The sequence below is a fragment of the Cobetia sp. QF-1 genome, assembly GCF_002213105.1.
Lineage (GTDB): Bacteria > Pseudomonadota > Gammaproteobacteria > Pseudomonadales > Halomonadaceae > Cobetia > Cobetia crustatorum.
The window spans coordinates 131506-157158 of the sequence record NZ_NBVS01000001.1; the positions used below are offsets into that span (position 1 = coordinate 131506).

Consider the following 25653-nt stretch of genomic DNA (forward strand, 5'->3'; position numbering starts at 1 on the left):
ATAGAATGCACGAGCAGCACCAGTGCACAAAAGCCCCCACACATAAACGTGCGGGGGCTTTTTCATGGGCGAACGCCCGATACTCAATGCATCGCAGGCCTGCTAAAACACCGTGCCGTGCTTCCACTCTTCCAACACCTGATGGGCCTGATGCGGAGTCAGACGTGCCGCTGGGCCACTCACGACGATGACTTCGGCAGGTGCCAGGGCGTCATCCTGCTGCGGCGCCACGCTCACAGCCAATGCGGCAACAGTCAGCCCTTCTGCCTCACCCACTTCAAGCTGTCCGCTATCCACGCAGTGCTGCAGCAGCGCAGTCAGTGCCATATCCAATACCTCACCCTCCTCCAACTGGTGTCGCAAGGGCGCCTGACTGAGTTGAACGTACTGGCACATTGCCTGGCGTGGTCGTGTCATACCCTCGACAGGCCGCGCATCCGGCAGGCTACCGTGCTCGACCAGTATCAAACTCGCAGTCTCGCCGCTAGCCGCATTCAGCGCCGCCAACCATTCACGCAACTGCGCCTCACGCACCGACTGCGCAGGGGCCAACTGGGCGAAGCGACCCAGCGCCGCACCGATAGAGTAGATTCCGTGGCTATCGCGCTCGACATACCCAAAGTGCTCAAGCGAGCCCATCAGCCGCAGGATGGTGCTTTTGTAAAAACCGCTGGCCTGCGCCAACTCATTGAGTGTCAGTCGGGGGGCGGCAGGCGTGAAGGCTTCCAGCAGAGTCAGGGCACGCTCGACGGCTTCAACACGTTGACTGGCCATGATCAGAGGCTCCTGCACAGGAAAAGAAAGACATGCGTACCTGGATCATGCCATATCGTTCTGACAGGCAGAACATGTCAATCGCGTTCCACTGACAATGCACGTCCTCCAGCATGGTAGAATACGGTTATTGGTCTCTACTTTTCGCCTCCGCTTTCACAAGGTTCGCCCATGTCACTGTTCATCATCACTTTCGTGGTCTGCCTGATCGTCTGTCTCGCGACGGTCGGCCTATTGATGATGGCGCGTACTCCGCGTTTTCGTACTGATTTCAGCGATATTGCCCGTGTACTGGATCAGGCATGCAACGGTGAAATCAGCGAGAACGAATGGCATACCGTGATTGGCTATCCGATTCGCCATGATGAGTATCTCGAGAGCCTGCGCCGACGCTGCCAGGGCATCTTCGACAATCACGCCCGTCCGTGGCAGCTGGCGCAGGGCGGCGCGCTCTTCTCCCGCGAAGGCCGCGAGGAACTCAGCATACTGCTCGGGCATCTGCGCGCACGCACCGGCGTGGCGGAGACTCGCGCCTGATGGCCGCCAGCGAGATGCGCCTGATTCCGCTCTCCAACCTGCGAGAGCATCATGACCACAGCTACCATCAGTTAGTGATAGGACTGGATGGACTAGCCGAATTCGAGATTGAAGGACAAGGCGGCGAGATTCGCCCATTGACCGGCTGTATCGTGCCAGCAGACCATGTGCACTACTACGCTGGCATCGGCGAAAACCGCCAGCTGATACTTGACCTGCCCGATGATGCGCCCTATCTGACCGGCACTCATCGTGAGCTGAAGCGCCTGTTCGAACGCCCGCGCTTCTTCACGCTGGATACGCGGCTGCGTGGTTACCTGGAGTTCATGCTCGCCGAGGTCAATGATTATCAGCAAGCACCTGGCGATCTATTAGCGGCGACCTTCCTGGCCTGCCTCAACACACGGCTCGCCGAGCCAATGAGCGCGCTAGGCAGCACGGGCCGTCAGCTGGATCTGGTCGCGCTCAATCGTTATATCGATACACATCTCGATCAGCGACTAACGGTTGCCGATCTAGCACGTCAGTCCTACCTGTCGGAGCAGCACTTCAGCGAACGCTTCAGGATACTGACGGGACTATCGCCATATCAGTATTTGCTACGCCGACGGCTGGAGCAGGCGCGCAACCTGCTGGGCACAACAGAACTCTCACTATCCCAGATTGCTGATCGTTGCGGTTTTGCAAATCAGAGCGCGTTCTCGCATGCCTTCCGCAAGCACCTAGGCAGCCCGCCTTCGGCCCTACGCAAGACTTGAGACGCAAGATCCGCAGTACAAACTCGCCAATCACGACTTTAGTCGCATAAGATCGTCGCATTTCTCTTCATGAACTTCGACAAAGGTCGGAGAAGCGTGCCAGTTCAACACCATGTCCGTGAATTTGGCATGCGCACCCGTGAAATTGGAAAGACCCGCCCCCCTGCACCACTCTACATTCACGGGTATACATCCAGACGTGCCGATGTCTCGCTCCTCTGATGCTCATGACAGCATCCACGGTGCCTCGACCCGGCCATCCTTTTCGGCGTACCGCCGCCCAGCAGCAAGGGGTTTGCTCCATGACTACCGCCACTTCCACCGATCAGGCCATCGCAGCGACTCCGAACAGTCATCCCGCTATCGCCAAGGATGCGCTGTCTGCCAGCATTCTGCGTGCCAATGACATGCTCGCACCGGCCACCTGGCAACAGGCGCCGGACACGCTGTTTGCACGTGTCAGCGATCACTACCTGGTCGATGAAGATGCCTACGTTGCAGAGCTGGTCGCGCTATTGAGTGCTGAAGCCAATGATGCCAAGCGCATTGGTGACCAGACCGCCGAGCTGGTACGTGAAATCCGCACCATGGACACTGCCGTCGATTCCATCGACGAGCTTCTCCAGCAGTACAGCCTGAATACCCAGGAAGGCGTGTTGCTGATGTGCCTGGCCGAGGCGCTGCTGCGTATTCCGGACAAGGACACTGCCGATGCCTTGATCGAAGACAAGCTAGGCGTGGCCGACTGGAAATCTCACCTGGGCCAAAGCGAGTCCTGGTTCGTCAACGCTTCTACCTGGGGCCTGTTGATGACAGGCAACGTCATCAAGATGGATTTGCCCAAGGAAGATGGCAAGCCGGCGACCTTCATCAATCGCATGGTCAACCGCCTGGGCGAGCCCGTCATCCGCCGCGCCATGTATCAAGCAATGAAGATCATGGGCAAGCAGTTCGTACTCGGCCGTGACATCAAGGAAGCGCTCAAGCGCTCCCAGCCGCAGTTCGACAAGGGTTACACCTACTCCTACGACATGCTAGGGGAAGCGGCCTGCACACGTGCCGATGCCAAGGGCTACTTCGATGACTACGCGCGTGCCATTCGCACCGTGGGTGATACGTCGCGCAAGCTGAAGGCCGGCACACCGTCACCGTCTGTCTCCATCAAGCTGTCTGCACTGCACCCGCGCTATGAATTCGGCCGCCGCACCCAAGTGCTGGAAGAGCTGGTCGGTAGCGTGCGTGAACTCGCGACCATCGCCCGTGAGCTCGACGTAGCACTGACCATCGATGCTGAGGAAGTCGACCGTCTCGAGATTTCACTGGAAGTCTTCCGTGCAGTCTACGAGAGCGATACCTGCCGCGGTTGGGGCAAGTTCGGTCTGGTCGTGCAGGCCTACTCCACGCGTGCGCTGCCGACATTGCAGTACCTGAACCGTATCGCTGATCTGCAGGGTGACGAGATTCCGCTACGTCTGGTCAAGGGTGCCTACTGGGATAGCGAGATCAAGGAATCCCAGGAATTGGGTGTTGAAGGCTATCCCGTGTTCACCCGCAAGGCCTCCACTGATATCAGCTATCTGGTCTGCGTACGCTTCTTGCTGTCCGAAAATACGCGTGGCCGTATCTATCCGCAGTTCGCGACGCACAACGCCCATACCATCAGCGCCATCCTGGATGTCGCCAATGCCGTACAGACACGTCAATTCGAATTCCAGCGTCTGCACGGCATGGGCGAAGCGTTGTATGAAGCCGCGCTGAAGCGTGCGCCCAAAGCGACCTGGTGCCGTATCTATGCGCCGGTCGGTGCCCACAAGGACCTGCTCCCGTACCTGGTGCGTCGTCTGCTGGAAAACGGCGCCAACTCATCGTTCGTTCACCAGTTGGTAGACCCGCGCGTGCCAGTCGAAAGCCTGTGTACCCACCCGGTCGTCACCCTGAATCAGTACGCGACCTACCACAATCCGCGCATTGCATTGCCGCCGCATATCTATAGCGAAGGTCGCCGCAACTCACGGGGTATCAACCTCAACATCAATAGCCAGTATCAGCCGCTGATCGATGAGATGGCGACGCACATGGATACCGTCTATGACGTGCGTCCGCTGCTGGCCTTCGATGTTGCCCCGGATGCTGAACGCCGCCAGACCGTCACCTGCCCATTCGACCGTCGCGTCACGCTCGGTCACGTACAATGGACCAGCGCAGAAGAAGCATCGCGCGCTGTCGATGCTGCCTGGGCTGCCTTCCCGCGCTGGGAGCAAACACCGGTCGAAGAGCGCGCCGCGATTCTCGAGCGCTTCGGTGACCTGATGGAAACCCATACCGCCGAGCTGATGACGCTGTGCTCCCGCGAGGGTGGCAAGCTGTTGACGGATGGTATCGCTGAAATTCGTGAAGCCGTCGACTTCTGCCGTTACTACGCCAAGCGTGCACGTGCTGACTTCGCCCTGCCGACTGAGCTGCAAGGCCCGACGGGTGAGCACAACCAGATCCTGCTCGGCGGCAAGGGGGTATTTGCCTGCATCAGCCCTTGGAACTTCCCGGTCGCGATCTTCTGCGGTCAGATGGTCGCCGCTGCCGTCACCGGCAATACCGTCGTTGCCAAGCCAGCTGAGCAGACCTCATTGGTCGCACATCGCGTAGTCGAGCTGCTACGTGAAGCGGGTATGCCGCGTGATGTCGTCCAGCTGCTGCCAGGCGATGGCCCGACCGTCGGTAGCGTGCTGTCCAGCGACCCGCGCATCACTGGCGTCTGCTTCACGGGCTCCACCCAGACTGCACAGATCATCAATCGCTCGTTGGCCGCACGTGAAAACGCCCCGCTGCCATCGCTGATTGCCGAGACTGGTGGCTTGAACGCCATGATCGTCGATTCCACCGCCCTGCCAGAGCAGGTCGTCAATGATGTAGTGCAATCTGCCTTCCAGAGTGCGGGACAGCGCTGTTCAGCCCTGCGTGTCCTCTACGTGCAGGAAGATGTCGCCGAACGCGTCATTGAGCTGCTCAAAGGTGCAATGGATGAGCTGAACATCGGCGACCCGCGCAACCTGGGCACCGATGTAGGCCCGGTTATCGACGAAGAAGCACGCGCAGGTCTGCTCAAGCACATCGAGACCTACCGCGAGCAAGGCCGTGTGATCGCCGAGTCCAGTCTGGATCCGCGTCAGACTGAGCACGGCACCTTCGTGGCACCGGTCGCGCTGCGTATCGATGGCATCGATAGCCTCGAAAGCGAGCAGTTTGGCCCGATCCTGCACATCGCCACCTGGAAGGGCGGTGAGATAGACAAGGTCATCGATACCATCAATGGCCTCGGCTACGGACTGACCTTCGGTGTACATTCCCGAAACGAAAGTTTTGCTTATAAGGTTGCACAGAAAATTCGTGTTGGTAATGTCTACATCAACAGGAATATCATCGGCGCAGTAGTCGGGGTCCAGCCGTTTGGCGGCCAGGGCTTCTCTGGTACCGGCCCTAAAGCTGGCGGCCCGCACTATCTGCACCGTTTCGCTACCGAGAAAACCCGTACCGTCAACACCACGGCACTCGGTGGCAACGCGTCTCTTCTGGCCATGGGCGAAGAATAAACCTGAACTGCCCGCCCCCTGGGCGGGCAGTTCAGGTAATGCCTGGCAGAGGACTGCATGACGCGGACGCGTAACAGTCGCCAGGCGGTATCGGGGTAGAACAGCACCCAGGTGCCTGCGGGCGCTTCACTGGCTCGTGATATGTGCCACATGCCTATCTATCGAATGGATGGGTGGGCATGCGGCACATCTGACCGCTTGCTACGTCACGCAACATGCGGGGACACATGAACGTCAGAAGATCCTGTTATGCGCTAGTCTGAACATAATCAGAATGCAGTCAGCTCCAGTCATTCAGCCTGATATTTGGTCAGTCTTCAGGCGACACGGCAATGACTGGCATCCCTGCAGCACTGATATGTACAAGAGTGGCGCCGTCTCCAAGGGATCATGAAACGTTCGGTGTCTGACAACAATAATCGCAAAGGATTTATTCCACGATGGTCGAAAATAGCCCCACGATACTCATCACATTTGCCGTCTATCTGGCGGTGATGCTTGGCATTGGCCTGCTGGCCTACAAGCGCACCTCCGATATGTCGGACTACATTCTGGGTGGCCGCTCACTCGGTCCTTGGACGTCTGCCATCTCCGCCGGTGCCTCTGACATGTCTGGTTGGCTGCTGCTGGGCCTGCCGGGTGCTGCCTACCTGAGCGGTCTATCTGCTGCCTGGATCGGTATCGGTCTACTGGCCGGCACCTGGCTAAACTGGCTAATTGTGGCACGTCGTCTGCGTATCTATAGCTTCGTCGCCAGCGACTCCTTGACGCTACCGGATTACTTCGAGAAGCGCTTCCGCGATAATTCCAAGATGCTACGCGTCATTTCAGCCATCTTCATTCTGCTGTTCTTCCTCTTCTATACAAGCTCCGGTCTGGTTGCCGGTGGCAAACTATTCGAGACCGTCTTCGGACTCGACTACACCGTCGCCGTAACGCTGGGCACCATTGCCATCGTGTCCTACACCTTCTTCGGTGGCTTCCTCGCGGTATCGTGGACTGACCTTATCCAGGGCCTGATGATGGCCGTCGCACTAGTCGTGGTACCGGTTGTTGCCCTGACTGACATGGGCGGCGTAGCAGAAGCGACCTCACGCATCACTGCTGAGAATCCGCTGCTGCTCGAGTGGTTCCGTGACGCCTCTACCGGTGAGGCGCTGACGTTGGTCGGCATCATCTCCTCATTGGCGTGGGGCCTGGGCTACTTCGGCCAGCCGCACATCCTGGCGCGCTTTGCCGCTATCCGTAGCGAGAAGGACATCCCGGCAGCGCGCACCATTGCTGTGGTGTGGTCTGCCATCGGTCTATTCGCGGCCATCTGCATCGGCCTGCTGGGTCTCGTCTACGTGCCGAAAGATCTGGCCGATAGCGAGAAGATCTTCATGGTCATGGTGAACTTCATCTTCCACCCGGCCGTTGCCGGCGTGTTGCTGGCCGCCATTCTGGCAGCCGTGATGTCCACCGCTGACTCCCAGCTGCTGGTCTCCTCCTCTGCACTGGCGGACGACTTCTACAAGGCATTGTTCAAGAAGAATGCAAGCCAGACTGAACTGGTCTGGGTCGGTCGTTTTGCCGTGGTCGGCATTGCCATCATCGCGTGGATTCTGGCGCTGGACCCGGATTCCAGTGTGTTGGGACTGGTCTCCTACGCTTGGGCAGGCTTCGGTGCTGCCTTTGGTCCGGCGCTGATCCTGTCGCTGTACTGGCGTCGCATGAACCGCTTTGGCGCGCTGGCCGGCATCATCATCGGCGGCGTGACCGTGGTGGTCTGGAAGCAGCTCTCCGGTGGCATCTTCGATCTCTACGAGATCGTTCCGGGCGTCATCTTCGCCTACATCGCGATCTACGTGGTCAGCATCGCTACTGAAGAGCCTAGCCAGGATATCCTCGCTGAGTTCGACAAGGTTGATAATCACGCCTGAGACTGATCTGGCCGGTGTACATACTGGCCTCTGATGTTGCCATACGGCATGACGTAAAACGCCGCCCTTCGGGGCGGCGTTTTACGTTTGTGCGCCTCAATCATTGGTCACGCATGCCTGTGTCATGTCACGAAAATCAATGACCAATACACCATCAGACTGCCACAGCTGATACGGCACCAATGGTGTAGTGAACACAGCACGGCAAGCCGTGCGCTCCGCCAACTGCATTTTCAGACTCCGGTCACGCAGCAGGGTAACTGCGCTGGCACCTGCCGTGCGTAGACGCACCACTGCCCAGTAATTATTCGGCGTAAAAGCAGCTATCAAATTCTGTTTCACGGCGGGCACCTGCCGCTGGGCAACCCTTGCCAATGGCGCAATGGGCGCCTTGCCGAGTACCAGTATCGGGAGTGGTGACAACGGATTGAAGGTCGCGGAGTCACGTACAGAGCTCAACGGCAGTCCTAACGTACTGGCATCCCTCACGATCCGCTCCGCCAGCTGCGCTTCATAGTGCTGCTGGGTGGTAAGTGCGTTACTCCAGGCTGCAAAGATCAACCATTGACGCATCAACAGTAGCGCCGCCACCGTCAACAACACGCGAACCATATAGCGCTGATGCCGTCTCACATTCTCCTGTCCTGCCAGTCCCAGCATCAGCATACCGCCGAGCAACGGCCCCCATGCCACCAGCGTGCGAGAGTGAAATACCGGCTCTGCCAGTAGCAACATCGGCCCCCATAGCGCAGGAATCAATAGCAGTAACCAGAGCCCGCGACTGAGTCTTTTGAAGGAAGCCTCAAGTCCTCGTTCTCGCCAGCCAGCTGAACGCCCAGCATCGCCTTTCCCTCCGCTCCTGCTGTACGCGCCAGCGCCCACCAGCGCCATGATGAGTACGATCAACAGCAGCAGCATGCTGAGAACCAGACTGACGTGATCCATCCCGCCACGCCACGCATTGGCTGCCGCCTGCAGGTTACCTCTCGCACCATCCAGTAACGCCATCAGATCGCCAGGGTCGAGCATGCGGCCATGCTGCTGGCTGTACTCTCCCGCTACCAGCAGTCTCGATAACGGCAGATACAACACCAGTGCAGCAATCACTACGCCCGCACGCTGCAGCAAGTCCTGCCAGCTGCCACTGACCGAGGTATAGGCTAGATCATTGTCTGAACGCCTCACTGAAGCGCTGAACAACGCTTCCAGCAAGCTGAGCACAAGGAAGGCATTCAGCGCCGGTTGATAGCTACATAGCGCCACTAACAGCAGCGCCGTCGCAACCATGAGCTGCCGCCAGCGGTTCTTGAGTGATAAAGACTGGAGTGATGAAGACGGACATGACGACAATGGCTGTCGCAGCAGCAGGCTCGCCAGTACGGCACTGGCGAGCGCAATCGTCATCGGCAAGCTGTCGAAAACATAGGTGAAGTTCTGCAGCGTAAAGGGCGTCAGCCAGATCAACGCATTACCCAGTACATAGACTACCGGATGCAGTCCTGGCACCTGGCGCCACCATACCAGCGACATGACGGCGGCGATCACCCATGCTGCCAGCTGTGGCAAGGGGGCTATATTGACCAACGCATCGCCAAAGCCCAGCAAGCGCATGACGCCTTCTGCCGCAGGCCGAGCATTGATGTTCCAACCAAAATAGCCGTCTAACGCACGGCCCATATCATCCAGATATAACGCATGGCTGCCAAGCAACGGCCACACCCCAACTCCCAACACCACAAAGCTGGCCAGCAATAGATAGCGTGCCTGACGTCGTTCGTTTTGAGTGAATTTTGCTATCACGCGCAAGAGACAACACTCCCTGTCAGAGGGTCATGAAACACAACCTTGCTTGAGAGTAACCAATTAGGGCACAAAAAAACGCCACCCGAAGGTAGCGTTTTTTCGATCGAGCGTCCGAAAATCACTGGGACGATGACAATATCACTCGTTAACAGCGCTCGCATGATGGATATGCACATCACGCTGCGGGTAAGGAATACTGATACCGCGCTCATCGAAGGTCAGCTTGATACGCTCGTTCATGTCCCACTTCAGTGCCCAGTAGTCAGAGGCATTGCACCACATGCGGAAGTTGAAGTTGACCGAACTATCAGCCAATTCCGCTACGGCAATCAGATGTGAGGGCTCCTTCATGATGCGCTCATCACCTTCGACCAACTCCTCAAGCACTGCCTTGACCTTGCGGATATCGTCGTCATAGCTGACACCGACTACCAAATCCAGACGACGCGTCGGCAATGCCGAGTAGTTGGTAATGGTATTGGACATCACGCTGGAATTCGGCACGGTCACCTTGCGGTTATCCGGCGTGACCAAGCGCGTTTGCAGCATGGTGATCTGATCGACACTGCCAGAAGTGCCTGCCGCCTCGACATAATCGCCCTTCTTGAACGGACGCAGCGTGATCAGCAAGAAGCCCGAGGCCAGATTGGACAGCGAGCTTTGTAGCGCGAGGCCAATGGCCAGACCCGCCGCACCCAATGCCGCAATCATGGAGGTGGTATCCACGCCGACTTGATCCAGTGCGGTCAGCAATACCATGACTACCAGAATGGCGTAGGCAATCTGACCCACAAACCCGGCCGCCGCTTCGTCCATGCTTTTACGCTGCAACAGCGATGTCACCCACTGGGTCAGACGCTTGGCCACCCACATGCCGCATACCAGCACAACCAGTGCTGACAACAGGGTTCCGCCCCAGAGCAGCGCCAGCTCGAATAGCTGATCAGTTTCCATGGGAATGGCATTCAAAAATTCCACGACAACTCCTTGAGCATTCTTTACGTGGCAGATTCATGCCTGCCTGACGCTTTTTTAATGACAATGCGACCCTTGATCACCAGATTCGCATTGACTGAACAGGTTCTTTTGCCACAGGTCACACCGTTAACGCGCATAATTTACCTGACTATGGCCCTGCCGTCAGTGCCAGCTTGCCAATACATGCTACTCGCCAGCCTTCTGTGTAGTCGTTCTTGGACTACTGTGCAGAGCAATGACATCCAACCGTAAACCAATCGGGAATTTATTGGCGTTCAGGCCTACATCACGTGGTGCGATGGGCGGCGGCCCCTTGAGAGTCATGCTGATACTGCCATCGCTGGCGATCAGGCGTTCAGGAATATCGACCTCAAAACGCTCTTTGCTACCGCCGACAGGCCAATGCGTCAATAAGGTGCCATTGACCACCACCTGCACCGGTAATGGCTCGGCGTTATCCGGATAACGCGAGAGGTCCATGCCGACCACCACTGGCTGATGGAGACCCGGCGCGACCTTCAACCGCAGCGTCACCTCCGCCAGCCGAGCACTGACCGCCTGATCCTCCTTGGGTGAATAGAAACCGGCCCATAGCACGCCGCAGTTACCCAGCACCTCCCCCTTGCGAACGGCATAGGTATTGCCCATTTCAATTACCGGCACCTCGCCTATAGGCCGATAACAGGTTGTCGCGTGATCAATGAAGTAGCGTCGATAGTGGTCATCCACCTGCGGATCACGCGCCAGCCATAGCATCGACAATTCGAACGCCAGCACGATGGCAGTCATCAGCAATAGCCACGGGCGCTGACGGTGAGCGATACGCGGCGCAGCATAGAGCGCCTCGGCGCCTTGCTCAGACAAGCCAGAATGCTGCGTCATACCAGTTCTCCACCAGCCACAGATTAAATATCGCGCCCAGAGCCACCAGCATCCACGCCAATGAACGTGGCACACGTGACAGCAGGTCATGCAGCGCCAGCACAAACACCGGCATGCCAATCATATAGCGGGGAATTGCATCAAGGCCGGTCGCTAGCGGCACAAACAGCGTGAAGCCCGCAAGACCCATCTCCAGCCAGCGACGCTGCACACCCAGCCAAGCCATCAGGCCGATGCCGACCAGCGCCATGCTGGCCTGCCAGGCGGGACGGAGTGTTTCCGGTGCAGTCAGCCAATAACTCAGCCCTTCAATGAGGTTCACGAAAGGGTTGCCCATCTCGCGGCCCCACGAAATCTGCACATGACTGAACGCCAAGGCATCGCCAGTCTGGTAATAGAGCACTGCCATGAACAGAAACAGCCCCAGTGGCCCCATCACGCCAATCAGCAGCCAGTCTGGACGGCGCCATAATTCGACAAACGCGAATAACCGCAAGCGAACCAGCAGTTCGATACCCATCGCGATCACCCAGAACACTCCCGTTGCGCGCGTCAGCGACAACAGAAGTGTCCACAGCATCACGCGACCTGTGCGCTGACAGCGCCAATCGATCAATGAGGCAAAACACAGTAGCCAGAACAGCGTCTCTGAATAGACAGCACTGAAGTAAAAGCTGTAAGGCATGCTGGCCGTCAGCCACACAAACAGCTGCATTGATGCGCCGGGCCGCGTGATCGCCAGGTAACGACACCCCAGACCCAGCGCCACGACCAGCAGCGCATTGCTCAGTAATACGCCCATCAGATCCGGATTGAGCTGCCCGCCCAGCGTCACTAGCCACAATAGCGCGGGATAAAGAGGGAAGAAGGCCCAATTGCCGGCATCACCATCGCTCAGCCCCTGTGCCTGAATATCATAACCACGCGTCATGATGCCTTTGAACCAGCTACCGTCGAACTGCGCCATCGCATGCAGATAACTCTGATCACCGTAAACTGCGATCGCTAGCCACACACCGCGCGTGACGACCAGCGCCAACAGAATATGTAGCCAGGGAATACGCGCAGCCTTGGCCCGTGATAACGCCTCTTGTGGTGCGGGGGTCTGTGTTGCAAAACGCCTCAGACTGCCCGTGAAGACTGTACGACCCGCTGCGGCCACGGTGTCATTCATGCATGCTCTTCCTTGAAAGCCCACAGCCTTGAGGCCATATAGGTCACGATCGGGACTGACAATGTGGCAATCGCAATGGCCAGAAAGCCCGAGAGATCAAGACCACGCATCAGCACCGCCAGCAAGCCATTGTTAAGCGCGAAACCACCTGCCGCCACCAGCGCAAACCGCCAGGCACTCCCCTGTCGCTTGAAGGTCAGCCGTCGATGGCCGATCAACGAGACCTGAAAGGCGATACAGAAGGCGACGATGTTGGCGATGAATTCATTCAGCCCCGGCCACAACGCCAACATGGTGGCAGCGACCGCCAGATGGACCCCCGTCGCGGCCAGCCCTACCAAGCCGAAGCGCGTTGCAGTGCCTGCTTCTTGCTTGGCACGCTGTCCGACGTGCGGAGCCGAGCTTGAAGATGCACTTGAGATTGAACCCACGCCGTCTGATTTCTGCCCCCTATCCATTTTCTCATCCTGGGTATTGTGCTCAGCGCTCACGTTGCACACCTCGTACAACACGGGCGGTGCTCAAACCACTATCGAGCCCACGGTCTACCGAGCTCGTTGACGGCGGACTGTCATGCAGGCTGTCGTGATCAATCAAATAGAGCGGCCGCTGTTTCGTTTCCATGAACAATCTGCCCAGATATTCGCCGAGCACGCCGATGGAGATCAGCTGCATGCCACCAAAGAAAAGTACCGCCACCATCAATGACGCATAACCCGGCGCATCGATGCCGAAGAAGACGGTCTTGCTGATAATGACGAGAATATAGAGGAAGGCCAGTGCTGCGACGCCCACGCCCAAGTAGGTCCAGACACGTAACGGCCAGGTGGAGAAACTCACCACACCATCGAGAGCGAAGTTCCACAGTTTCCAATAATTGAACTTGGTAACGCCCGCCGTACGCCCCGGGCGCTGGTAGGTCACACCGACAGAGCGGTAGCCTGGCCAAGAGAACAGCCCTTTCATGAAGCGGTTCCGCTCCGGCAAGCGGCGTAGCGCTTCAACGACTCGTCGATCCAGCAGACGGAAGTCACCCGCATCACGCGGAATTTCGGTGTAGGTCACACGGTTGAAGACGCGATAGAACAGACCCGCCGTCTGACGCTTGGTCGCCGTATCTTCATTGCGGGCTGCTCGGACGCCATAAACCATGTCATAGCCGGCCTGCCATTGAGTAATGAAGTCGAGAATCACTTCGGGCGGGTCCTGTAAATCAACATCCATTGGCACGACGGCATCACCGCGTGCCTGCTCGATACCGGCGCTCATCGCAGCTTCTTTACCGAAGTTACGTGTCAAACTCAGATAACGTACGCGTGAGTCGCTCGCGGCGGCGGCCTCCAGGCAGGTCAGAGTGCCATCGTTGGAGCCGTCATCGACGAACAGGATTTCCAGGTGCGGCACCTTGTCACCAAGGGTTTCCTCGATCGCCTCCAGAAACAAGCTAATCGTGTCTTCTTCGTTCATCACCGGCACCACCAGCGACAGCATCCAATCCCCTGACTGACGACGTGTCATGTCACGAGGAATATACGTTGCAGATGCTGTCCGATCATTATCAGTCTGTGCACGGGGCGAATCAGTGGGAGATCGCATATCTTTCTCCTCCATAAAAGAGACCCGAATAAAGCCCAAAAGGTCTGCTTCACTACAAGGGTGATTGACCCATGATATATCGCTCTCAGCACGGATCAGGCGTTAACGAACCACTATTTCCAGTCTCTCTCGAAGGCGCCTCTTCTCAGTCTCTATTGGCAGATTATCTACGCAGCCACCGTCCCCCCCCCTGCATCGAGCTCGCGCTCATTCAATAAAGTTTGATCAGTAAAGACATGCCATAAAAAAGCGCGTCATGAAAGATGCCTGCCAGAGGTATTGCCATCAATCTGACAAAGAGGTTGCTATCAAAAGGTGGGGACGCCCCCCGTAATTACAATGTCAGCTGCATCGCATGACCGCATTGTCATCAGCAGGGATGGCACATAAACCACAGGCGTTATAGGGCGAGAGATCAGTTCAAGTAAAGCGATATTTATACTTTGGCAGTAGCGAGCAGGCAGACCACTGACAGTAAACAGCAGAGATACAAAGGGCCATCACATGGACAGCCCTTTGTATCTCCAAGGGAATACGAGCGAGCTGTCACATCAATGTTCCACATTCAGCAAGGATGTGACGTGTATCAGCTCATGCTGAGTGCAATCAGCGTGATGATGAGCAGGCACCAACTCAGTGGAGCCCCCAGCAACCAGGCGCGATGCGGATGATGAGGCACCAGCCCGACACCATGCGTGAAGCCAGCGCCCAGCCCCCATAACGCTATCAGTAGCATCACGTAGCGCGGCCCGGTCGCCATTGAGGCGATGGCATCGGGGCCTAGTAACATCCAGACCGCGACGAGCGAGGCCAGTATCAGCGAGGCTAGATGCGCCGGGCGTGTACGGCTCCAGGCCGGAGGGCGTGATTCATACCAGGGTCGTGACATCGTACGCTCTCCCTTGTCTTGTGGCCGAGTCACCGCAAAGCGGTGATCAGCATGACGGCGGCATGCCCTCTTCTTCAAGCATGCCGCTAGACGACATGTTACTCAATCATCGTCAAAGGTATGGGTCTGCTCAAGCCATAATGCATTGATGATGCCCGCAAAGCAGGCCAGCAGTACACCGAGAATCCAGGCGAAATACCACATGATCGTTGCCTCCCGGCGAGGGAACTGCCCTCGCCTGTTACCTGTCAGGATGTTTTCTCGTGCCTGGCAGCCCCGTCAAGGGCTGCCAGCTGAGAGTGGCTCAGTGTTCAACTCGAGCGACAACGGCTCAATAAAGGCTATGCCCGCTCGAGTCGATATGATCGACCGTCACACGACGCCACATCTTCACGTAGCACCAGGTGGTATAGAGGATGATGGTCGGCACCATCACCACCCCTGCTACGGTGACGATGGAGAGTGTCAGCTCGCTGGAGACCGCATCCCACAGCGTAAGGCTGGCCTCTCCCATGCGCGAGGACGGCACGATGAACGGGAACATGCTGATGCCTGCAGTGGCCACGACGCCACCAGTGCCCAGGGAGCTTGCCGTAAAGGCTGCGCCGCCCTTGCGCTTGGCTGCCAGCAGCATCGCTGCCAGTACGCCCACGACGGCACTGGCAGGTGCCAGCAGTGTCAGCGGCTCTTTGCTGTAAACGTCCAGCCAGCTACCCGGCCCGACCTGCTTATCGAGCAACTGGAGTGCGCTACCGGTATCGCCCATCTGCTCGATTCCGTAGCCCATGCCTGACAACCACACCCACAGACCGCCCAGCCCGAACAGGCCCAGTGTCAACAGTCCCAATGGCTGCACCAGACGCGCACTGCGTGCCGCGATGACATCATCGGCGCGTGCGACCAGCCAGGTACCACCATGCAGCATCACCATGCTGATCGACAGCGCAGCACATAGCAGTGCGAACGGATTGAACAAGCCCAGATAACTTCCGGTATAGCTGGCACGCATATACTGATCGACTTCCAGCGGAATACCCTGCAACAGGTTGCCGAAGATGAGTCCAAAGAACATGGTCGGAATCAAGCTACCCGCCACGATGCCGCGGTCCCACCAAGCGCGCCACTGGGTGCTCTCGAGCTTGGAGCGATAGTCAAAGCCCAGCGGGCGGAAGAACAGTGAGAATAGAATGGTCAGCATCGCGAAATAGAAGCTGGAGAATACAGCGCCGTACACCACCGGCCAGACGGCGAACACTGCCCCGATGGCTGTCACCAACCAGACCTGGTTGCCATCCCAATGCGGCGCAAGCGTATTGATCACCACACGGCGCTCACTGTCACTGCGGCTGACCAACGGCATCAGCATCGCTGCGCCCATGTCCATGCCATCGGTGATGACAAAGCCGATCAGCAGCAGGCCTACCGCCACCCACCAGAACAGCTTGAGGATTTCATAATCCCACATGGTCCATTACTCCTTGAATGACGGCGAAGGATTGAGAGACATGCCATCATCTTCCGCCACGGCACCGTTGCTCATGCCATCGCGCTCGAAGTGATAGCGACCGGTATGCAGCGAGGACGGTCCCTTGCGTGCGAAGTGGAACATCAGCCACATCTCGATCACGAAGAACACGCTATAGAAGACGATGAAGCCCCCGATGGACCACCACAGGTCAGACTCTTCCAGACTGGAAGCTGCCATGAAGGTCGGCAGGATTTCCCCGACTGCCCACGGCTGACGGCCAAACTCCGCGACGAACCAGCCAGTTTCTGCGGCGATGAACGGCAGCGGAATCGATAACAGGCAGATCCACAGGAAGGGACGCACGTCGAATCGGTGCTTGGCGGTCATCCAGACGGCACCGATGAAGATCAACAGCATGGCCATGCCACACGCCACCATGATGCGGAAAGAGAAGAATAGCGGCGCGACGGACGGAATGGAGTCATCAGTCGCCTTGTCAATCATCTCAAGTGTCGCATCAGACGGCGTCTCGACGTAACGCTTGAGCAGCATGCCGTAACCCAGATCATTCTTGACGGCATCGAAGGCTTTACGGGTCGCGATATCATCCTGGCCGCTACGCAGCTGTTCGAGTAGGTCATAAGCCTTCATGCCATTGATGATACGCACGCGGTGCTCAGCCTTGAGCTCCTTGATTCCCGGTATTTCAGTATCCAGTGAGCGTGTGCCAATCAACCCCATCACGTACGGGATATGAATGCCGTAGTCGGTGTGCTGGGTCTCCTCATCCGGCAGACCAATCAGCGTGAAGGAGGCAGGTGCTGGCTCGGTCTCCCACATCGCTTCAATAGCCGCCATCTTGGCCTTCTGCACGTCACCAACCTCGTAACCGGACTCATCGCCCAACACGATGACGGAGGCCACCGAGAAGAGACCAAAGGCGGCGGCGATGGCGAAGCTGCGCTTGGCAAAGCCGAGATCACGCCCTTTCAGCAGATAGAAGGCGCTGATACCGAGCACGAACATGGCGCCAGTGACATAGCCTGCTGACACGGTGTGAACGAACTTGGCCTGGGCGACCGGATTGAAGACCACCTCAGAGAAGCTGGTCAGCTCCATGCGCATGGTTTCGAAGTTGAATTCCGCGCCGACCGGATTCTGCATCCAGCCGTTGGCAATCAAGATCCACAACGCAGAGAAGTTGGAGCCAAATGCGACCAGCCAGGTCACCAGCAGGTGCTGACGCTTGGTCAGACGGTCCCAGCCGAAGAAGAATAGGCCGACAAAGGTGGATTCCAGGAAGAAGGCCACCAGCCCCTCAATAGCCAAGGGTGCTCCAAAGATGTCACCTACATAATGCGAGTAGTAAGCCCAGTTGGTACCGAACTGGAACTCCATCGTCAGGCCCGTGGCCACGCCAAGCGCAAAGTTGATGCCAAATAACTTGCCCCAGAACTTCGTCATGTCCTGATAGACCTGCTTACCGGTCATGACATACAGGGATTCCATGATGGCCAGCAGGAACGCCATGCCAATGGTCAATGGTACGAACAGGAAGTGATAGAGCACGGTCATGCCAAACTGGAACCGTGACAACTCCACAACGGTATCGGAGATCATGTCTTACCCCTTTGCGATAAGGCGGACGGTCAAACTGCCGTCACTGCATGCGCTTGCCACCGAAGACGGGAGAATGGCGTCAGGCCCGTCCCTCGCCGGCAAGCACACAGGTGCTAGAACCTTGACCACCATTTTCACCGCTCCTGCGCAGCGCTCCAGATGGCAGGTTGTCGCAGCGAGGGGCGCAGGGAGTGCAGATCTCGCACACACAGGGGCCCTGCATGGCCACAGGCCGCATGAATGCTGGCGACCATCCATTTTTTCGACTGGAGACTCGTCGCCCCAGTGATAGTGCGACTGCGACTATCGACCACACTCCTGCGTGAGGTTTTACCCGCCAGCAACTCAACTTTGCCCTGCCGCTGACTACCCCTTCTCCAGCAGGCTAACTATGATGACGCTTCATTGTTGGAGGAGCGCAGGGAATGCCATCCCTCCAACTCATTGTCTTCCTGGCTCGTGAACACTTTCCATGACTCAACTTCCCGCTCTCAGCCCCAGTGCAAATGCACCGCGCGGGCATGCCGATTACTGTGAACCTGCGCTTGCCAAGTTGTTGGTACACCATGAGCTCAATAGCTTCGAACGCCTCTGGCAAGTGGCAGCAGAGGACGTCGATATCCCCAACCGTGAACGCGGTGGCGTCTCGACGGTCTCGCTGCTGACGCTGAAGGATGAAGATGGCCAAACACACCGGCTATACCTCAAACGTCAAACCAACCACTTGGCACGTAGCATAGTCCGTCCTTGGGGAGAGCCTACCTTTTCACGTGAATGGCGCGCGATTCGCCGCTATCACTCGCTAGGCATCCCTGCGGTAGAGGCTGGTTGGTACGGTGAGCGCAAGCAGGGTAAGCACTGGCGCGCCATCCTGATCACCTTTGATCTGACCGGTCGCGATGATCTGGATACTTGGCACGCACGCTGGCCGGAGCTGGATAGCGCGCGTCGCAAGCAAATCATCACTGCCAGTGCTCGCCTGGTGCGTCAGATACATCAAGCCGGGATGATGCATGGCTGCCTGTTCCCCAAGCACCTCTTCCTTAATCGCCTGGAAACATCCTCTGATGCCAATCAGCAGATGGACGCCGTGATCATCGACCTCGAGAAGACGCGGCGTTTCGTGCTGCGCCGCCATGAGTGCCTACGTGACCTCTATGTACTGTGGAGGCGCCTCACACACTGGCAGCAAGACGATTGGCGTCAATTTCTGGCGATATATTGCGACACCGCCCCTCAGTCAACAGAGATCAGCCGCTGGCTGAATCAGCTCGAGTTGCGCAGCCAACGCAAGCGTCACTGAATCAGCACCTTGGTGGCGTGAACACACACTGTGTAGTATGCGCTCACGCCACAGACCTCTTAATACCAAGGTCTCATTAACCTGTCAGAAACATGAACACGGATGTCTCCCAACAGCGCCATTTGGAGTCTCAGCCTCGAGACATTCACGTTTACTGAAATAATCGGTAACATCCGCTAACAAGACGCTATAAATGTTTTCAAACATTGTTCTAAAAAAATGCTTGCCAAACAGAACAGTGTTTCTTATAGTTCGTCTCGTCCCCTGATCGACGCAGCCACGCAGAGTACCCGGCCAAGGCCATACGATAGCGAGGCACTGCTGACAGGAAGCCCACGAGGCTAATGCTTCTAGGAGAATTACATATGAACGCTATCAAGATCCTGACCGCTACTGTTATCGCTGGCACCATGGCAATGGGCGCACAATCTGCAATGGCCTATGGCAAGGGTGATATCTTCCTGCGCGGTGGTGTTGCCAAGGTTGACGGCAAGTCCAACAACGGCAATGGCCTGGTAGCCAAGGACGAATCTGGCTTCGCCGGTTCCGTGGGCTACATGTTCCACGACAAGCTGGCAGTTGCCCTGCAGTCCACTGAAGAATTCAGCACCGATTTCGAAAATGGCGAAGGCAACTTCAGCCAGATGCCGATCAATCTGATGCTTCAGTACTACCCGCTGGGCGGCACTGATGCTCGCATCCAGCCGTATGCTGGTGCTGGCCTGAACTACACCCACTTCTCCAGCGAATCCGCTTACGGACAGAGCATGGACATCGACGACAGCTACGGCGCTGCTGCCGAGCTGGGTGTGGATCTGAAGGTCAACGAATCCTGGGCAGTCAACGGCTTCGCTCGTTATGCCGACGTCAAGGCTGACACCAAGATCAACGGTCAGGATGTCAACGACACCGAACTGGATCCGGTTACCGTCGGCGCCGGTGTGACCTACCGCTTCTAAGTACATCGTTACGTACTTAGGTAAGCAGCGAGATGGCGATACGCTAGACGGTTGATCCGTAAAGTCTTATCAAGCTCTCGTAGAAACGCCGCAGACCTTTCAGGTCTGCGGCGTTTTCGTATGTGTGTTTCAATGACTTACAGCAAGCGCGTCCTCGACATATTTCACATGTCGCTTGCGAAAACTGACCTGTATCAAACGTATATATGTCTTGTTAGACGTGCTCGCAAACCCTTGTCTCAGATCAACTTTTTACTTTCCTCTCTCTCTAGACTGACGGCTCATTCTTTCTCAAGCCAGCCATTCGGGAGCGATCATGCCAGCCATCAAGCCCCTCACCTCTTCTGAGCCCCACCTCGTTTCCCGAGCACAGCAGCGCCGTCAGCGCACAATGCGCTTGCTAGGTTTGGCGACACTTGCAAGCCTGACAGGTCTTGTTGCCACCCCTGCGGTAGCTGCTGAGCAACAGGCAAGTTCGCTCAATTACGGAGCGGATCAGTTCTGGACCCGCATCGGCGTTGCCAAGGTGTCACCCACCAGCGATAACGGCCGCATTGATGCCATTGACGCCGATGTTGATGTCGGTGATGACAGCGCGTTTGCCTTCACACTGGGATATCGCTTCACGGATACCCTCGGGATAGAGCTGCTGGCCGCACAGAACTTCGAGCATGACATCTCACTGAATGGCGAAAAGGCCGGCTCTGTGGATCACCTGCCGCCGACACTGACCCTGCAGTACTATCCGCTCGGTGGAAGCCAGTCACGTATTCAGCCTTATATCGGCGCCGGTATTAACTACACCCACTTTTCTGATGAAACTCTCGACGACGGTACTAAGCTCGAGATGGATGATAATTGGGGGGCAGCCGCCCAGATCGGCGCTGATCTGGTGATCAACGAGCACTGGGCCGCCAACGTCGCCGTCTGGTATCTGGATATTGATTCCGACGTTACCGTCGCTGGCAGCATCCATGACAAGGTCGAGATTGACCCCATCGTGACCATGGCCGGCATCAGCTACCGCTTCTGATCGTCCCGGCACACAGTACGTGGCACACAGCACCCATATCAGACGACAGCGCCCCGCTGGCCTCGAGAATGGCCGGCGGGGCGCTGATGCTTCAAGCCTTGGAAGCCAGCTGATGACCAAAATCTAACGTGGCACTTGTGGCGCCACCGGTGACTTCACTGCCTGTGGGCGATCCAGCGCCAAACCTGCCACCACTAGAGCTGCGCCCGCCACCATCAATGGGCTCCACTGCTCATCAAATAGCCACCATGCCATCAGCGCCGCACAGGGCGGCACCAGAAAGAAGGTACGCGCGACCTGATGTGCCTCGCCACGCTCCAGCATCAGCATCAGTAGCCAGATCGCACCGACCGAGATAGCGATCACCAGCCAGGCAATGGTCAAAAGCAAGCGCGGCGTCGGGTCAAAGGCGAAGCTGCCGACACTGCTCGCCGCCACGACAAAGACACCACCCGCTCCGAGATACTGAAATATCAATCCTTCAACCAACCCCATTCGCCCGCCCACTCGCTTCTGCCACAGCGTGGAGCTCGAAACCCCCACGAGCGCCACGAGACACCAGGCCAGCCCAATCAGTGGCCAATCAACAGACTCTCCAGCCTCATCATTCAGCAGACCGGCTCCGAGCACTAGACAGACGCCGATCGCGCCCAGCGCCAAGCCCAACCATTGACGCCCACCCAGCCGTACGCCAAACATTGGTAGCGACAGTGCCGCCGTAATCAACGGATGTAGACTGACCAATAGTGCCGTCAAGCCGGCTGGCAACCCCGCTTTCACTGCAGCGAACACCCCGCCGAGATAGGCACCATGCAGCAACATGCCAATACCTGACTGTGCGAATCGGTCCTGACGCCGCCCCCATTGCCGCGGCTGGCGGCGCAACAGAAGGATCGCGCCCAGCACCGGCAAGACCACCAGACTGCGTACCAGCAAGAGCGTAAAGGGCTCGGCATCCAGCGTGCCAAAGCGCGCGGCAATAAAGCCGGTCGAGAAGAGCAACACAAACGACAGTGGCATCCACATCACGCAGACTCCCGATCACTACCTAGAGGAATGGCGAAAAAGGCAAGATACCGTTCATGGTTAATCGCCCATCATTGACGACAGCTTGCAGCGAATGCCGCAGGGGATACAAGATACAGATAATGGGTGATTCGACAGGTACAGAACAACATGAGCGAGAGCCAGCACTATCGTCAGCAACCACGCTATCAGCAACTGGCCGAGAACCTGAGAGATCAGATTCACGACGGTGACCTTATAGCAGGACAACGCCTGCCTTCCTTACGCCGGCAAGCAGCGCAGACAGGACTGGGGCTCAACAGTGTCATTCGTGCCTATGGTGAACTGGAAGCCGCTGGACTCATCATTGCCCACCCGCGCACTGGCTATCGCGTCGCTCAATCAGACAAGAATGCTCCCCCAGCGCCTCAACACGTGACGCGGACTAGCCGCGCAAATACTACGCAAAGCGATGTAAAAGGCAGCATTCCGAACACCGTATCGACACTGACGATCAGTGATCCAGCATGGCAGGCCATGGCACATGCCAGCGATCCGACACTGGCACCGCTTGGTGCTGCACATCCGGAGCTTGATGCCCCTGCCGTACGGCGACTCTATCGACTTGCACGTCAACATCTCAGTCATCACGACGAGCATCCCAGCGCCTATGCCCTACCCCCTGGCTCAAGTGCCTTGCGAGAAGCGATTGCACATCACCTAACCACCAGCGGCCACCCCTGCCATAGCGATGCCTTGCTGATCTGCCAGGGTGCACAGCAAGGAATGTCACTCATCCTTGGGCAGCTGCGCGCGCACCACGGGCGCTGCCGTATCGGGGTTGAGGCGCCGGGCTATTTCGGCGTACTGGCCGCCATCGAGGCCAATGGTCATCAGGCCATCGCTCTGCCAACACACGCCCATAGCGGGCTGGATGTTGAGGCGCTTGCGCTGATGCTGGACAGTGACCGGTCAGCAAGCCCTCTGCTCGAAGCCGCCTCGTGCGACAACTTCCGGCTCACACTGGATGCCCTGATCGTGACACCCGATGGCCATAACCCGCTAGGCGGACAGTTGAGCCTGGCAGACCGCCAGCACCTGCTGTCATTGGCGGCACGTCACGGCATCATGCTGATCGAGAACGCGACCTTTGCTGAACTGAGCTTTGACACCCGGCGCCCGTGGCTGACAGACCTCAAGCAACACCATTCTTCAGGGGCTGAAGCTGAACGAGGAACTGAAACCGAAAGTGGAATGCCGGCGCTGATCACACTCTGCTCGCTCTCCAAGACACTTGATCCGCGTACCCGTTGCGGATGGCTGTGGCTATCCGAGCCTGACGACGCCTCTCCGCTGGGCATGCAGCGCATGATTCGCGCACGCTGGGCGAGTGGCATGGGCGACATGCCGTGGATGCATGCGGCCTTGAGCGAGCTGATTGCGAGTGGAGATTATGGCCGCCACGTACACCGCATGCGGCGCTGCTATGCACGACGTCTCGAGATGCTGCGCGAACACCTGCGTAGCGAGCTGGGCGAACAGGTCTGGCTACCGCCAGCAAGTGGTGGCTATCTACAGTGGTGTGGTCTGCCGGGACTGACGGCCGAGCAACTGGAGCAGCTCTATCACACACTATTGCTTGCGGGCATCGCGACACTGCCCGGCAGTCTATTCAATGCCAGCAGCGCCGGGCTTCGCCTCAATGCAGCGCAACTTGATGACCGACCATCCGCTGAAAAAAAGGGCACACTCCAACGTCTGACGACGCATCTGAAGTATGCCCTCTCTCACCTGACGCTATCTGACACCTGACACTAGCTCTGCCTGATGCTCAAGCCTGTCCACTAACGCGGCATCCGGATGCGCTTAGCCAGTGGTGGCCGTAACGCGCAATCTCTGTTCACGCTTACGTGCCCACAACTGATTGATCGCAAGCGCCGCCACGATGACCGCCCCGCCCAGCGCCAGGCGCGCAAGGTCGGCATCACGGTTCCAGATCAACAGGTTGACCAGCAAGCCAGCTGGCACCAATGCGTTATTCATGATCGCCAGAGACCCCGCATCAACGCGCGTCGCCCCCTTGTTCCACAGGAAGTAACCCAGACCAGATGCGACAATACCCAGCCAGCCGAGCACCACGAAATGAACCGGCTGTGACGGCAGTTTTTCAGTACTCCCAAACAGCAGGAACATCACGATGACCAACGCCAGCGCTCCTAGATAGAACCAGCCGAACACATGACGATGTGCGACATCCTTCGGCAACTGCGGTGACAGTTGGCGATAAGCTACCTGGCCGATGGCGAAACACAGATTGGCGCCCTGCACGACCGCGAATCCCAGCCAGAAGCCATCACTAATGCCGTCATAACGAATGATCGCCGCACCGATCACCGCAATCACGGCGGTCAGCAGGTAGAATGGCGACAATCGCCGTTGCATCAGGTCATCCAGCAAGGTGATGTAGATGGGCGTGAAGATGGTGAACAGCAGCACTTCCGGCACCGGCAACAGCAGGAAGGAGCGATAGAAGAAGATATACATCAGGCCAAGCTGGATCGCGCCAATCGCCATCAGCTGCCAACGAATCCGCGCAGAGATGGCACGCGGTCGCAGGAAGGGCACAAAAATGAGACAGGCCAGCAGAATACGCGTCAGCACGGCCAGATAGCTATCAACCTGACCGGACAGATAGACGCCGATCAAGGAAAACGAGAAGGCCCAGAGGGCCGTGACACCAATCAGGTAAGACATGACGAGTAAACCCGGTAGCCAGAAGAAGTTGACACCTATTGTAACCCTCTACACGCTGCTCGCGCAGATTCGCCAGCTGAATTTTTCGTCGCATTCGGGGCCTGAATCCCGCAATGCCTGGTCAGGGCGCGGTATCGGAACGGTGGAAGTGCAATCAGAACCCGTCAATCATGGCGCAGACGACCTGGTATTCATCGAGCAGGGCCAGTTTACGCTGGAAGGGCAACCCAGCAGTGTCACCTTCAACAATCGCTATCGCTGGCAGCTCTCCCCGACCGGCGATGCCCTTGCACTCAGCCATGAACGACGGGGGCGTGATGCGGCAGTATTCCTGTTCGACCTGATCAATGATGACGCAAAAGGACCGGATCACTTCACCAGTCGTGAGGCCCATCTGTGCATTGATGATCTGTATGCCGCAACACTGGTCATCGAGCGCGACACCAGGGGCAACGCTACGGGCTTTCTCTTGAAGTGGCGCATCACTGGCCCGCGCAAGGATGAATCCCTCGCCTATCAATACCGCTGCTGAGGGCGACCGATAACGCAGATACAAAGAGGCCACCGACGAATCACTCCGTCAGTGGCCTCTTTGCTTACGTGCCCGTCAG

Annotated in this window: 22 protein-coding genes; 9 read left to right on the top strand and 13 right to left on the bottom strand. The window is 57.6% G+C overall.

Going from position 1 to position 25653, the window contains the following annotated elements:
* Positions 1 to 102: 102 nt before the first annotated feature.
* Positions 103 to 774, bottom strand: a complete 672-nt coding sequence (locus CFN46_RS00615) for a helix-turn-helix domain-containing protein (protein ID WP_024951681.1) — start codon at positions 772 to 774, stop codon at positions 103 to 105.
* 171 nt (positions 775 to 945) lie between these two features.
* Between CFN46_RS00615 and CFN46_RS00620 the strand changes: the two genes are divergently transcribed.
* The 4 genes from CFN46_RS00620 (at position 946) to putP (ending at position 7578) form a co-directional block, all read left to right on the top strand.
* A complete protein-coding gene (locus tag CFN46_RS00620) occupies positions 946 to 1311 on the top strand; it encodes a hypothetical protein (protein WP_024951682.1) in 366 nt (121 codons plus the stop codon).
* Positions 1311 to 2069, top strand: a complete 759-nt coding sequence (locus CFN46_RS00625; protein WP_051510802.1) for an AraC family transcriptional regulator — start codon at positions 1311 to 1313, stop codon at positions 2067 to 2069. Before CFN46_RS00620 ends, CFN46_RS00625 begins: the two co-directional genes overlap by 1 nt.
* A 407-nt stretch (positions 2070 to 2476) precedes the next feature.
* Positions 2477 to 5656: a bifunctional proline dehydrogenase/L-glutamate gamma-semialdehyde dehydrogenase PutA gene (gene putA, locus CFN46_RS00630; RefSeq protein ID WP_088742675.1), complete on the top strand. Its 3180-nt coding sequence runs from the start codon at positions 2477 to 2479 to the stop codon at positions 5654 to 5656.
* A 440-nt stretch (positions 5657 to 6096) separates the two neighbouring features.
* Complete coding sequence (gene putP, locus CFN46_RS00635) at positions 6097 to 7578, top strand: sodium/proline symporter PutP (protein ID WP_024951684.1); 1482 nt, start codon at positions 6097 to 6099, stop codon at positions 7576 to 7578.
* Between the two features lie 96 nt (positions 7579 to 7674).
* Here putP and CFN46_RS00640 read toward each other — a convergent pair whose 3' ends face one another.
* The 10 genes from CFN46_RS00640 to CFN46_RS00685 form a co-directional block, all read right to left on the bottom strand.
* On the bottom strand, positions 7675 to 9378 hold the full coding sequence (locus CFN46_RS00640) for a glucosyltransferase domain-containing protein (protein WP_248623638.1): 1704 nt from the start codon (positions 9376 to 9378) through the stop codon (positions 7675 to 7677).
* A 141-nt stretch (positions 9379 to 9519) separates the two neighbouring features.
* The gene (locus tag CFN46_RS00645) at positions 9520 to 10359 is read right to left on the bottom strand and encodes a mechanosensitive ion channel family protein (protein WP_248623635.1); all 840 of its coding nucleotides are present in this window, start codon (positions 10357 to 10359) and stop codon (positions 9520 to 9522) included.
* A gap of 186 nt (positions 10360 to 10545) precedes the next feature.
* Positions 10546 to 11241, bottom strand: a complete 696-nt coding sequence (locus tag CFN46_RS00650; RefSeq protein ID WP_024951687.1) for a hypothetical protein — start codon at positions 11239 to 11241, stop codon at positions 10546 to 10548.
* A complete protein-coding gene (locus CFN46_RS00655; protein WP_088742441.1) occupies positions 11216 to 12415 on the bottom strand; it encodes a hypothetical protein in 1200 nt (399 codons plus the stop codon). The genes CFN46_RS00650 and CFN46_RS00655 overlap by 26 nt, the downstream gene beginning before the upstream one ends.
* Positions 12412 to 12906 carry a GtrA family protein gene (locus CFN46_RS00660; protein WP_141103611.1) on the bottom strand — a complete coding sequence of 165 codons (495 nt, stop codon included), beginning with the start codon at positions 12904 to 12906 and terminating at the stop codon, positions 12412 to 12414. The genes CFN46_RS00655 and CFN46_RS00660 overlap by 4 nt, the downstream gene beginning before the upstream one ends.
* Positions 12896 to 14011, bottom strand: coding sequence for a glycosyltransferase family 2 protein (locus tag CFN46_RS00665; RefSeq protein ID WP_024951690.1), 1116 nt, complete (start codon positions 14009 to 14011; stop codon positions 12896 to 12898). Before CFN46_RS00665 ends, CFN46_RS00660 begins: the two co-directional genes overlap by 11 nt.
* Positions 14012 to 14597: 586 nt before the next feature.
* On the bottom strand, positions 14598 to 14900 hold the full coding sequence (locus CFN46_RS00670; RefSeq protein ID WP_024951691.1) for a cyd operon YbgE family protein: 303 nt from the start codon (positions 14898 to 14900) through the stop codon (positions 14598 to 14600).
* A 102-nt stretch (positions 14901 to 15002) separates the two neighbouring features.
* Positions 15003 to 15104, bottom strand: coding sequence for a cytochrome bd-I oxidase subunit CydX (cydX, locus tag CFN46_RS00675; protein WP_024951692.1), 102 nt, complete (start codon positions 15102 to 15104; stop codon positions 15003 to 15005).
* Between the two features lie 127 nt (positions 15105 to 15231).
* Positions 15232 to 16365 carry a cytochrome d ubiquinol oxidase subunit II gene (gene cydB, locus CFN46_RS00680; RefSeq protein ID WP_024951693.1) on the bottom strand — a complete coding sequence of 378 codons (1134 nt, stop codon included), beginning with the start codon at positions 16363 to 16365 and terminating at the stop codon, positions 15232 to 15234.
* Between the two features lie 6 nt (positions 16366 to 16371).
* Entirely contained in the window at positions 16372 to 17988 is a 1617-nt protein-coding gene (locus tag CFN46_RS00685) for a cytochrome ubiquinol oxidase subunit I (RefSeq protein ID WP_024951694.1), read from the bottom strand.
* Positions 17989 to 18460: 472 nt separating this feature from the next.
* Between CFN46_RS00685 and CFN46_RS00690 the strand changes: the two genes are divergently transcribed.
* The 3 genes from CFN46_RS00690 to CFN46_RS00700 all read left to right on the top strand — a co-directional run bounded on the left by CFN46_RS00690 (position 18461) and on the right by CFN46_RS00700 (position 21283).
* Positions 18461 to 19291 carry a lipopolysaccharide kinase InaA family protein gene (locus tag CFN46_RS00690; RefSeq protein WP_024951695.1) on the top strand — a complete coding sequence of 277 codons (831 nt, stop codon included), beginning with the start codon at positions 18461 to 18463 and terminating at the stop codon, positions 19289 to 19291.
* A gap of 365 nt (positions 19292 to 19656) precedes the next feature.
* The gene (locus CFN46_RS00695) at positions 19657 to 20250 is read left to right on the top strand and encodes an OmpW family protein (RefSeq protein ID WP_024951696.1); all 594 of its coding nucleotides are present in this window, start codon (positions 19657 to 19659) and stop codon (positions 20248 to 20250) included.
* A gap of 391 nt (positions 20251 to 20641) precedes the next feature.
* On the top strand, positions 20642 to 21283 hold the full coding sequence (locus CFN46_RS00700; RefSeq protein WP_088742676.1) for an OmpW family protein: 642 nt from the start codon (positions 20642 to 20644) through the stop codon (positions 21281 to 21283).
* 123 nt (positions 21284 to 21406) lie between these two features.
* Here CFN46_RS00700 and CFN46_RS00705 read toward each other — a convergent pair whose 3' ends face one another.
* On the bottom strand, positions 21407 to 22309 hold the full coding sequence (locus CFN46_RS00705; RefSeq protein WP_024951698.1) for a DMT family transporter: 903 nt from the start codon (positions 22307 to 22309) through the stop codon (positions 21407 to 21409).
* 150 nt (positions 22310 to 22459) lie between these two features.
* Here CFN46_RS00705 and CFN46_RS00710 point away from each other — a divergent pair, with 150 nt between their 5' ends.
* Positions 22460 to 24100, top strand: a complete 1641-nt coding sequence (locus CFN46_RS00710; RefSeq protein WP_088742442.1) for a PLP-dependent aminotransferase family protein — start codon at positions 22460 to 22462, stop codon at positions 24098 to 24100.
* A 54-nt stretch (positions 24101 to 24154) separates the two neighbouring features.
* On the opposite strand, the gene CFN46_RS00715 is transcribed toward CFN46_RS00710, so the two are convergent.
* Positions 24155 to 25042 carry a carboxylate/amino acid/amine transporter gene (locus CFN46_RS00715; protein ID WP_088742443.1) on the bottom strand — a complete coding sequence of 296 codons (888 nt, stop codon included), beginning with the start codon at positions 25040 to 25042 and terminating at the stop codon, positions 24155 to 24157.
* On the opposite strand from CFN46_RS00715, the gene CFN46_RS00720 reads away from it, so the two are divergent.
* Positions 25041 to 25574 (top strand): DUF6314 family protein, encoded by a 534-nt coding sequence (locus tag CFN46_RS00720; protein WP_088742444.1) that lies wholly within the window; start codon positions 25041 to 25043, stop codon positions 25572 to 25574. The genes CFN46_RS00715 and CFN46_RS00720 overlap by 2 nt on opposite strands.
* Positions 25575 to 25653 lie beyond the last annotated feature (79 nt).

Excerpts from the sequence above, each read along its gene's own strand:
- putP (WP_024951684.1), top strand. The coding sequence starts at position 6,097 with ATGGTCGAAAATAGCCCCACGATACTCATCACATTTGCCGTCTATCTG.
- cydB (WP_024951693.1), bottom strand. The coding sequence starts at position 16,365 with ATGTGGGATTATGAAATCCTCAAGCTGTTCTGGTGGGTGGCGGTAGGC.
- putA (WP_088742675.1), top strand. The coding sequence starts at position 2,477 with ATGCTCGCACCGGCCACCTGGCAACAGGCGCCGGACACGCTGTTTGCA.
- CFN46_RS00655 (WP_088742441.1), bottom strand. The coding sequence starts at position 12,415 with ATGAATGACACCGTGGCCGCAGCGGGTCGTACAGTCTTCACGGGCAGT.
- CFN46_RS00700 (WP_088742676.1), top strand. The coding sequence starts at position 20,642 with ATGCGCTTGCTAGGTTTGGCGACACTTGCAAGCCTGACAGGTCTTGTT.
- CFN46_RS00625 (WP_051510802.1), top strand. The coding sequence starts at position 1,311 with ATGGCCGCCAGCGAGATGCGCCTGATTCCGCTCTCCAACCTGCGAGAG.
- CFN46_RS00705 (WP_024951698.1), bottom strand. The coding sequence starts at position 22,309 with ATGTGGATGCCACTGTCGTTTGTGTTGCTCTTCTCGACCGGCTTTATT.
- CFN46_RS00650 (WP_024951687.1), bottom strand. The coding sequence starts at position 11,241 with ATGACGCAGCATTCTGGCTTGTCTGAGCAAGGCGCCGAGGCGCTCTAT.
- CFN46_RS00715 (WP_088742443.1), bottom strand. The coding sequence starts at position 25,042 with ATGTCTTACCTGATTGGTGTCACGGCCCTCTGGGCCTTCTCGTTTTCC.
- CFN46_RS00620 (WP_024951682.1), top strand. The coding sequence starts at position 946 with ATGTCACTGTTCATCATCACTTTCGTGGTCTGCCTGATCGTCTGTCTC.
- CFN46_RS00615 (WP_024951681.1), bottom strand. The coding sequence starts at position 774 with ATGGCCAGTCAACGTGTTGAAGCCGTCGAGCGTGCCCTGACTCTGCTG.
- CFN46_RS00710 (WP_088742442.1), top strand. The coding sequence starts at position 22,460 with ATGAGCGAGAGCCAGCACTATCGTCAGCAACCACGCTATCAGCAACTG.
- CFN46_RS00720 (WP_088742444.1), top strand. The coding sequence starts at position 25,041 with ATGACGAGTAAACCCGGTAGCCAGAAGAAGTTGACACCTATTGTAACC.
- CFN46_RS00695 (WP_024951696.1), top strand. The coding sequence starts at position 19,657 with ATGAACGCTATCAAGATCCTGACCGCTACTGTTATCGCTGGCACCATG.
- CFN46_RS00670 (WP_024951691.1), bottom strand. The coding sequence starts at position 14,900 with ATGTCACGACCCTGGTATGAATCACGCCCTCCGGCCTGGAGCCGTACA.
- cydX (WP_024951692.1), bottom strand. The coding sequence starts at position 15,104 with ATGTGGTATTTCGCCTGGATTCTCGGTGTACTGCTGGCCTGCTTTGCG.
- CFN46_RS00665 (WP_024951690.1), bottom strand. The coding sequence starts at position 14,011 with ATGCGATCTCCCACTGATTCGCCCCGTGCACAGACTGATAATGATCGG.
- CFN46_RS00685 (WP_024951694.1), bottom strand. The coding sequence starts at position 17,988 with ATGATCTCCGATACCGTTGTGGAGTTGTCACGGTTCCAGTTTGGCATG.
- CFN46_RS00690 (WP_024951695.1), top strand. The coding sequence starts at position 18,461 with ATGACTCAACTTCCCGCTCTCAGCCCCAGTGCAAATGCACCGCGCGGG.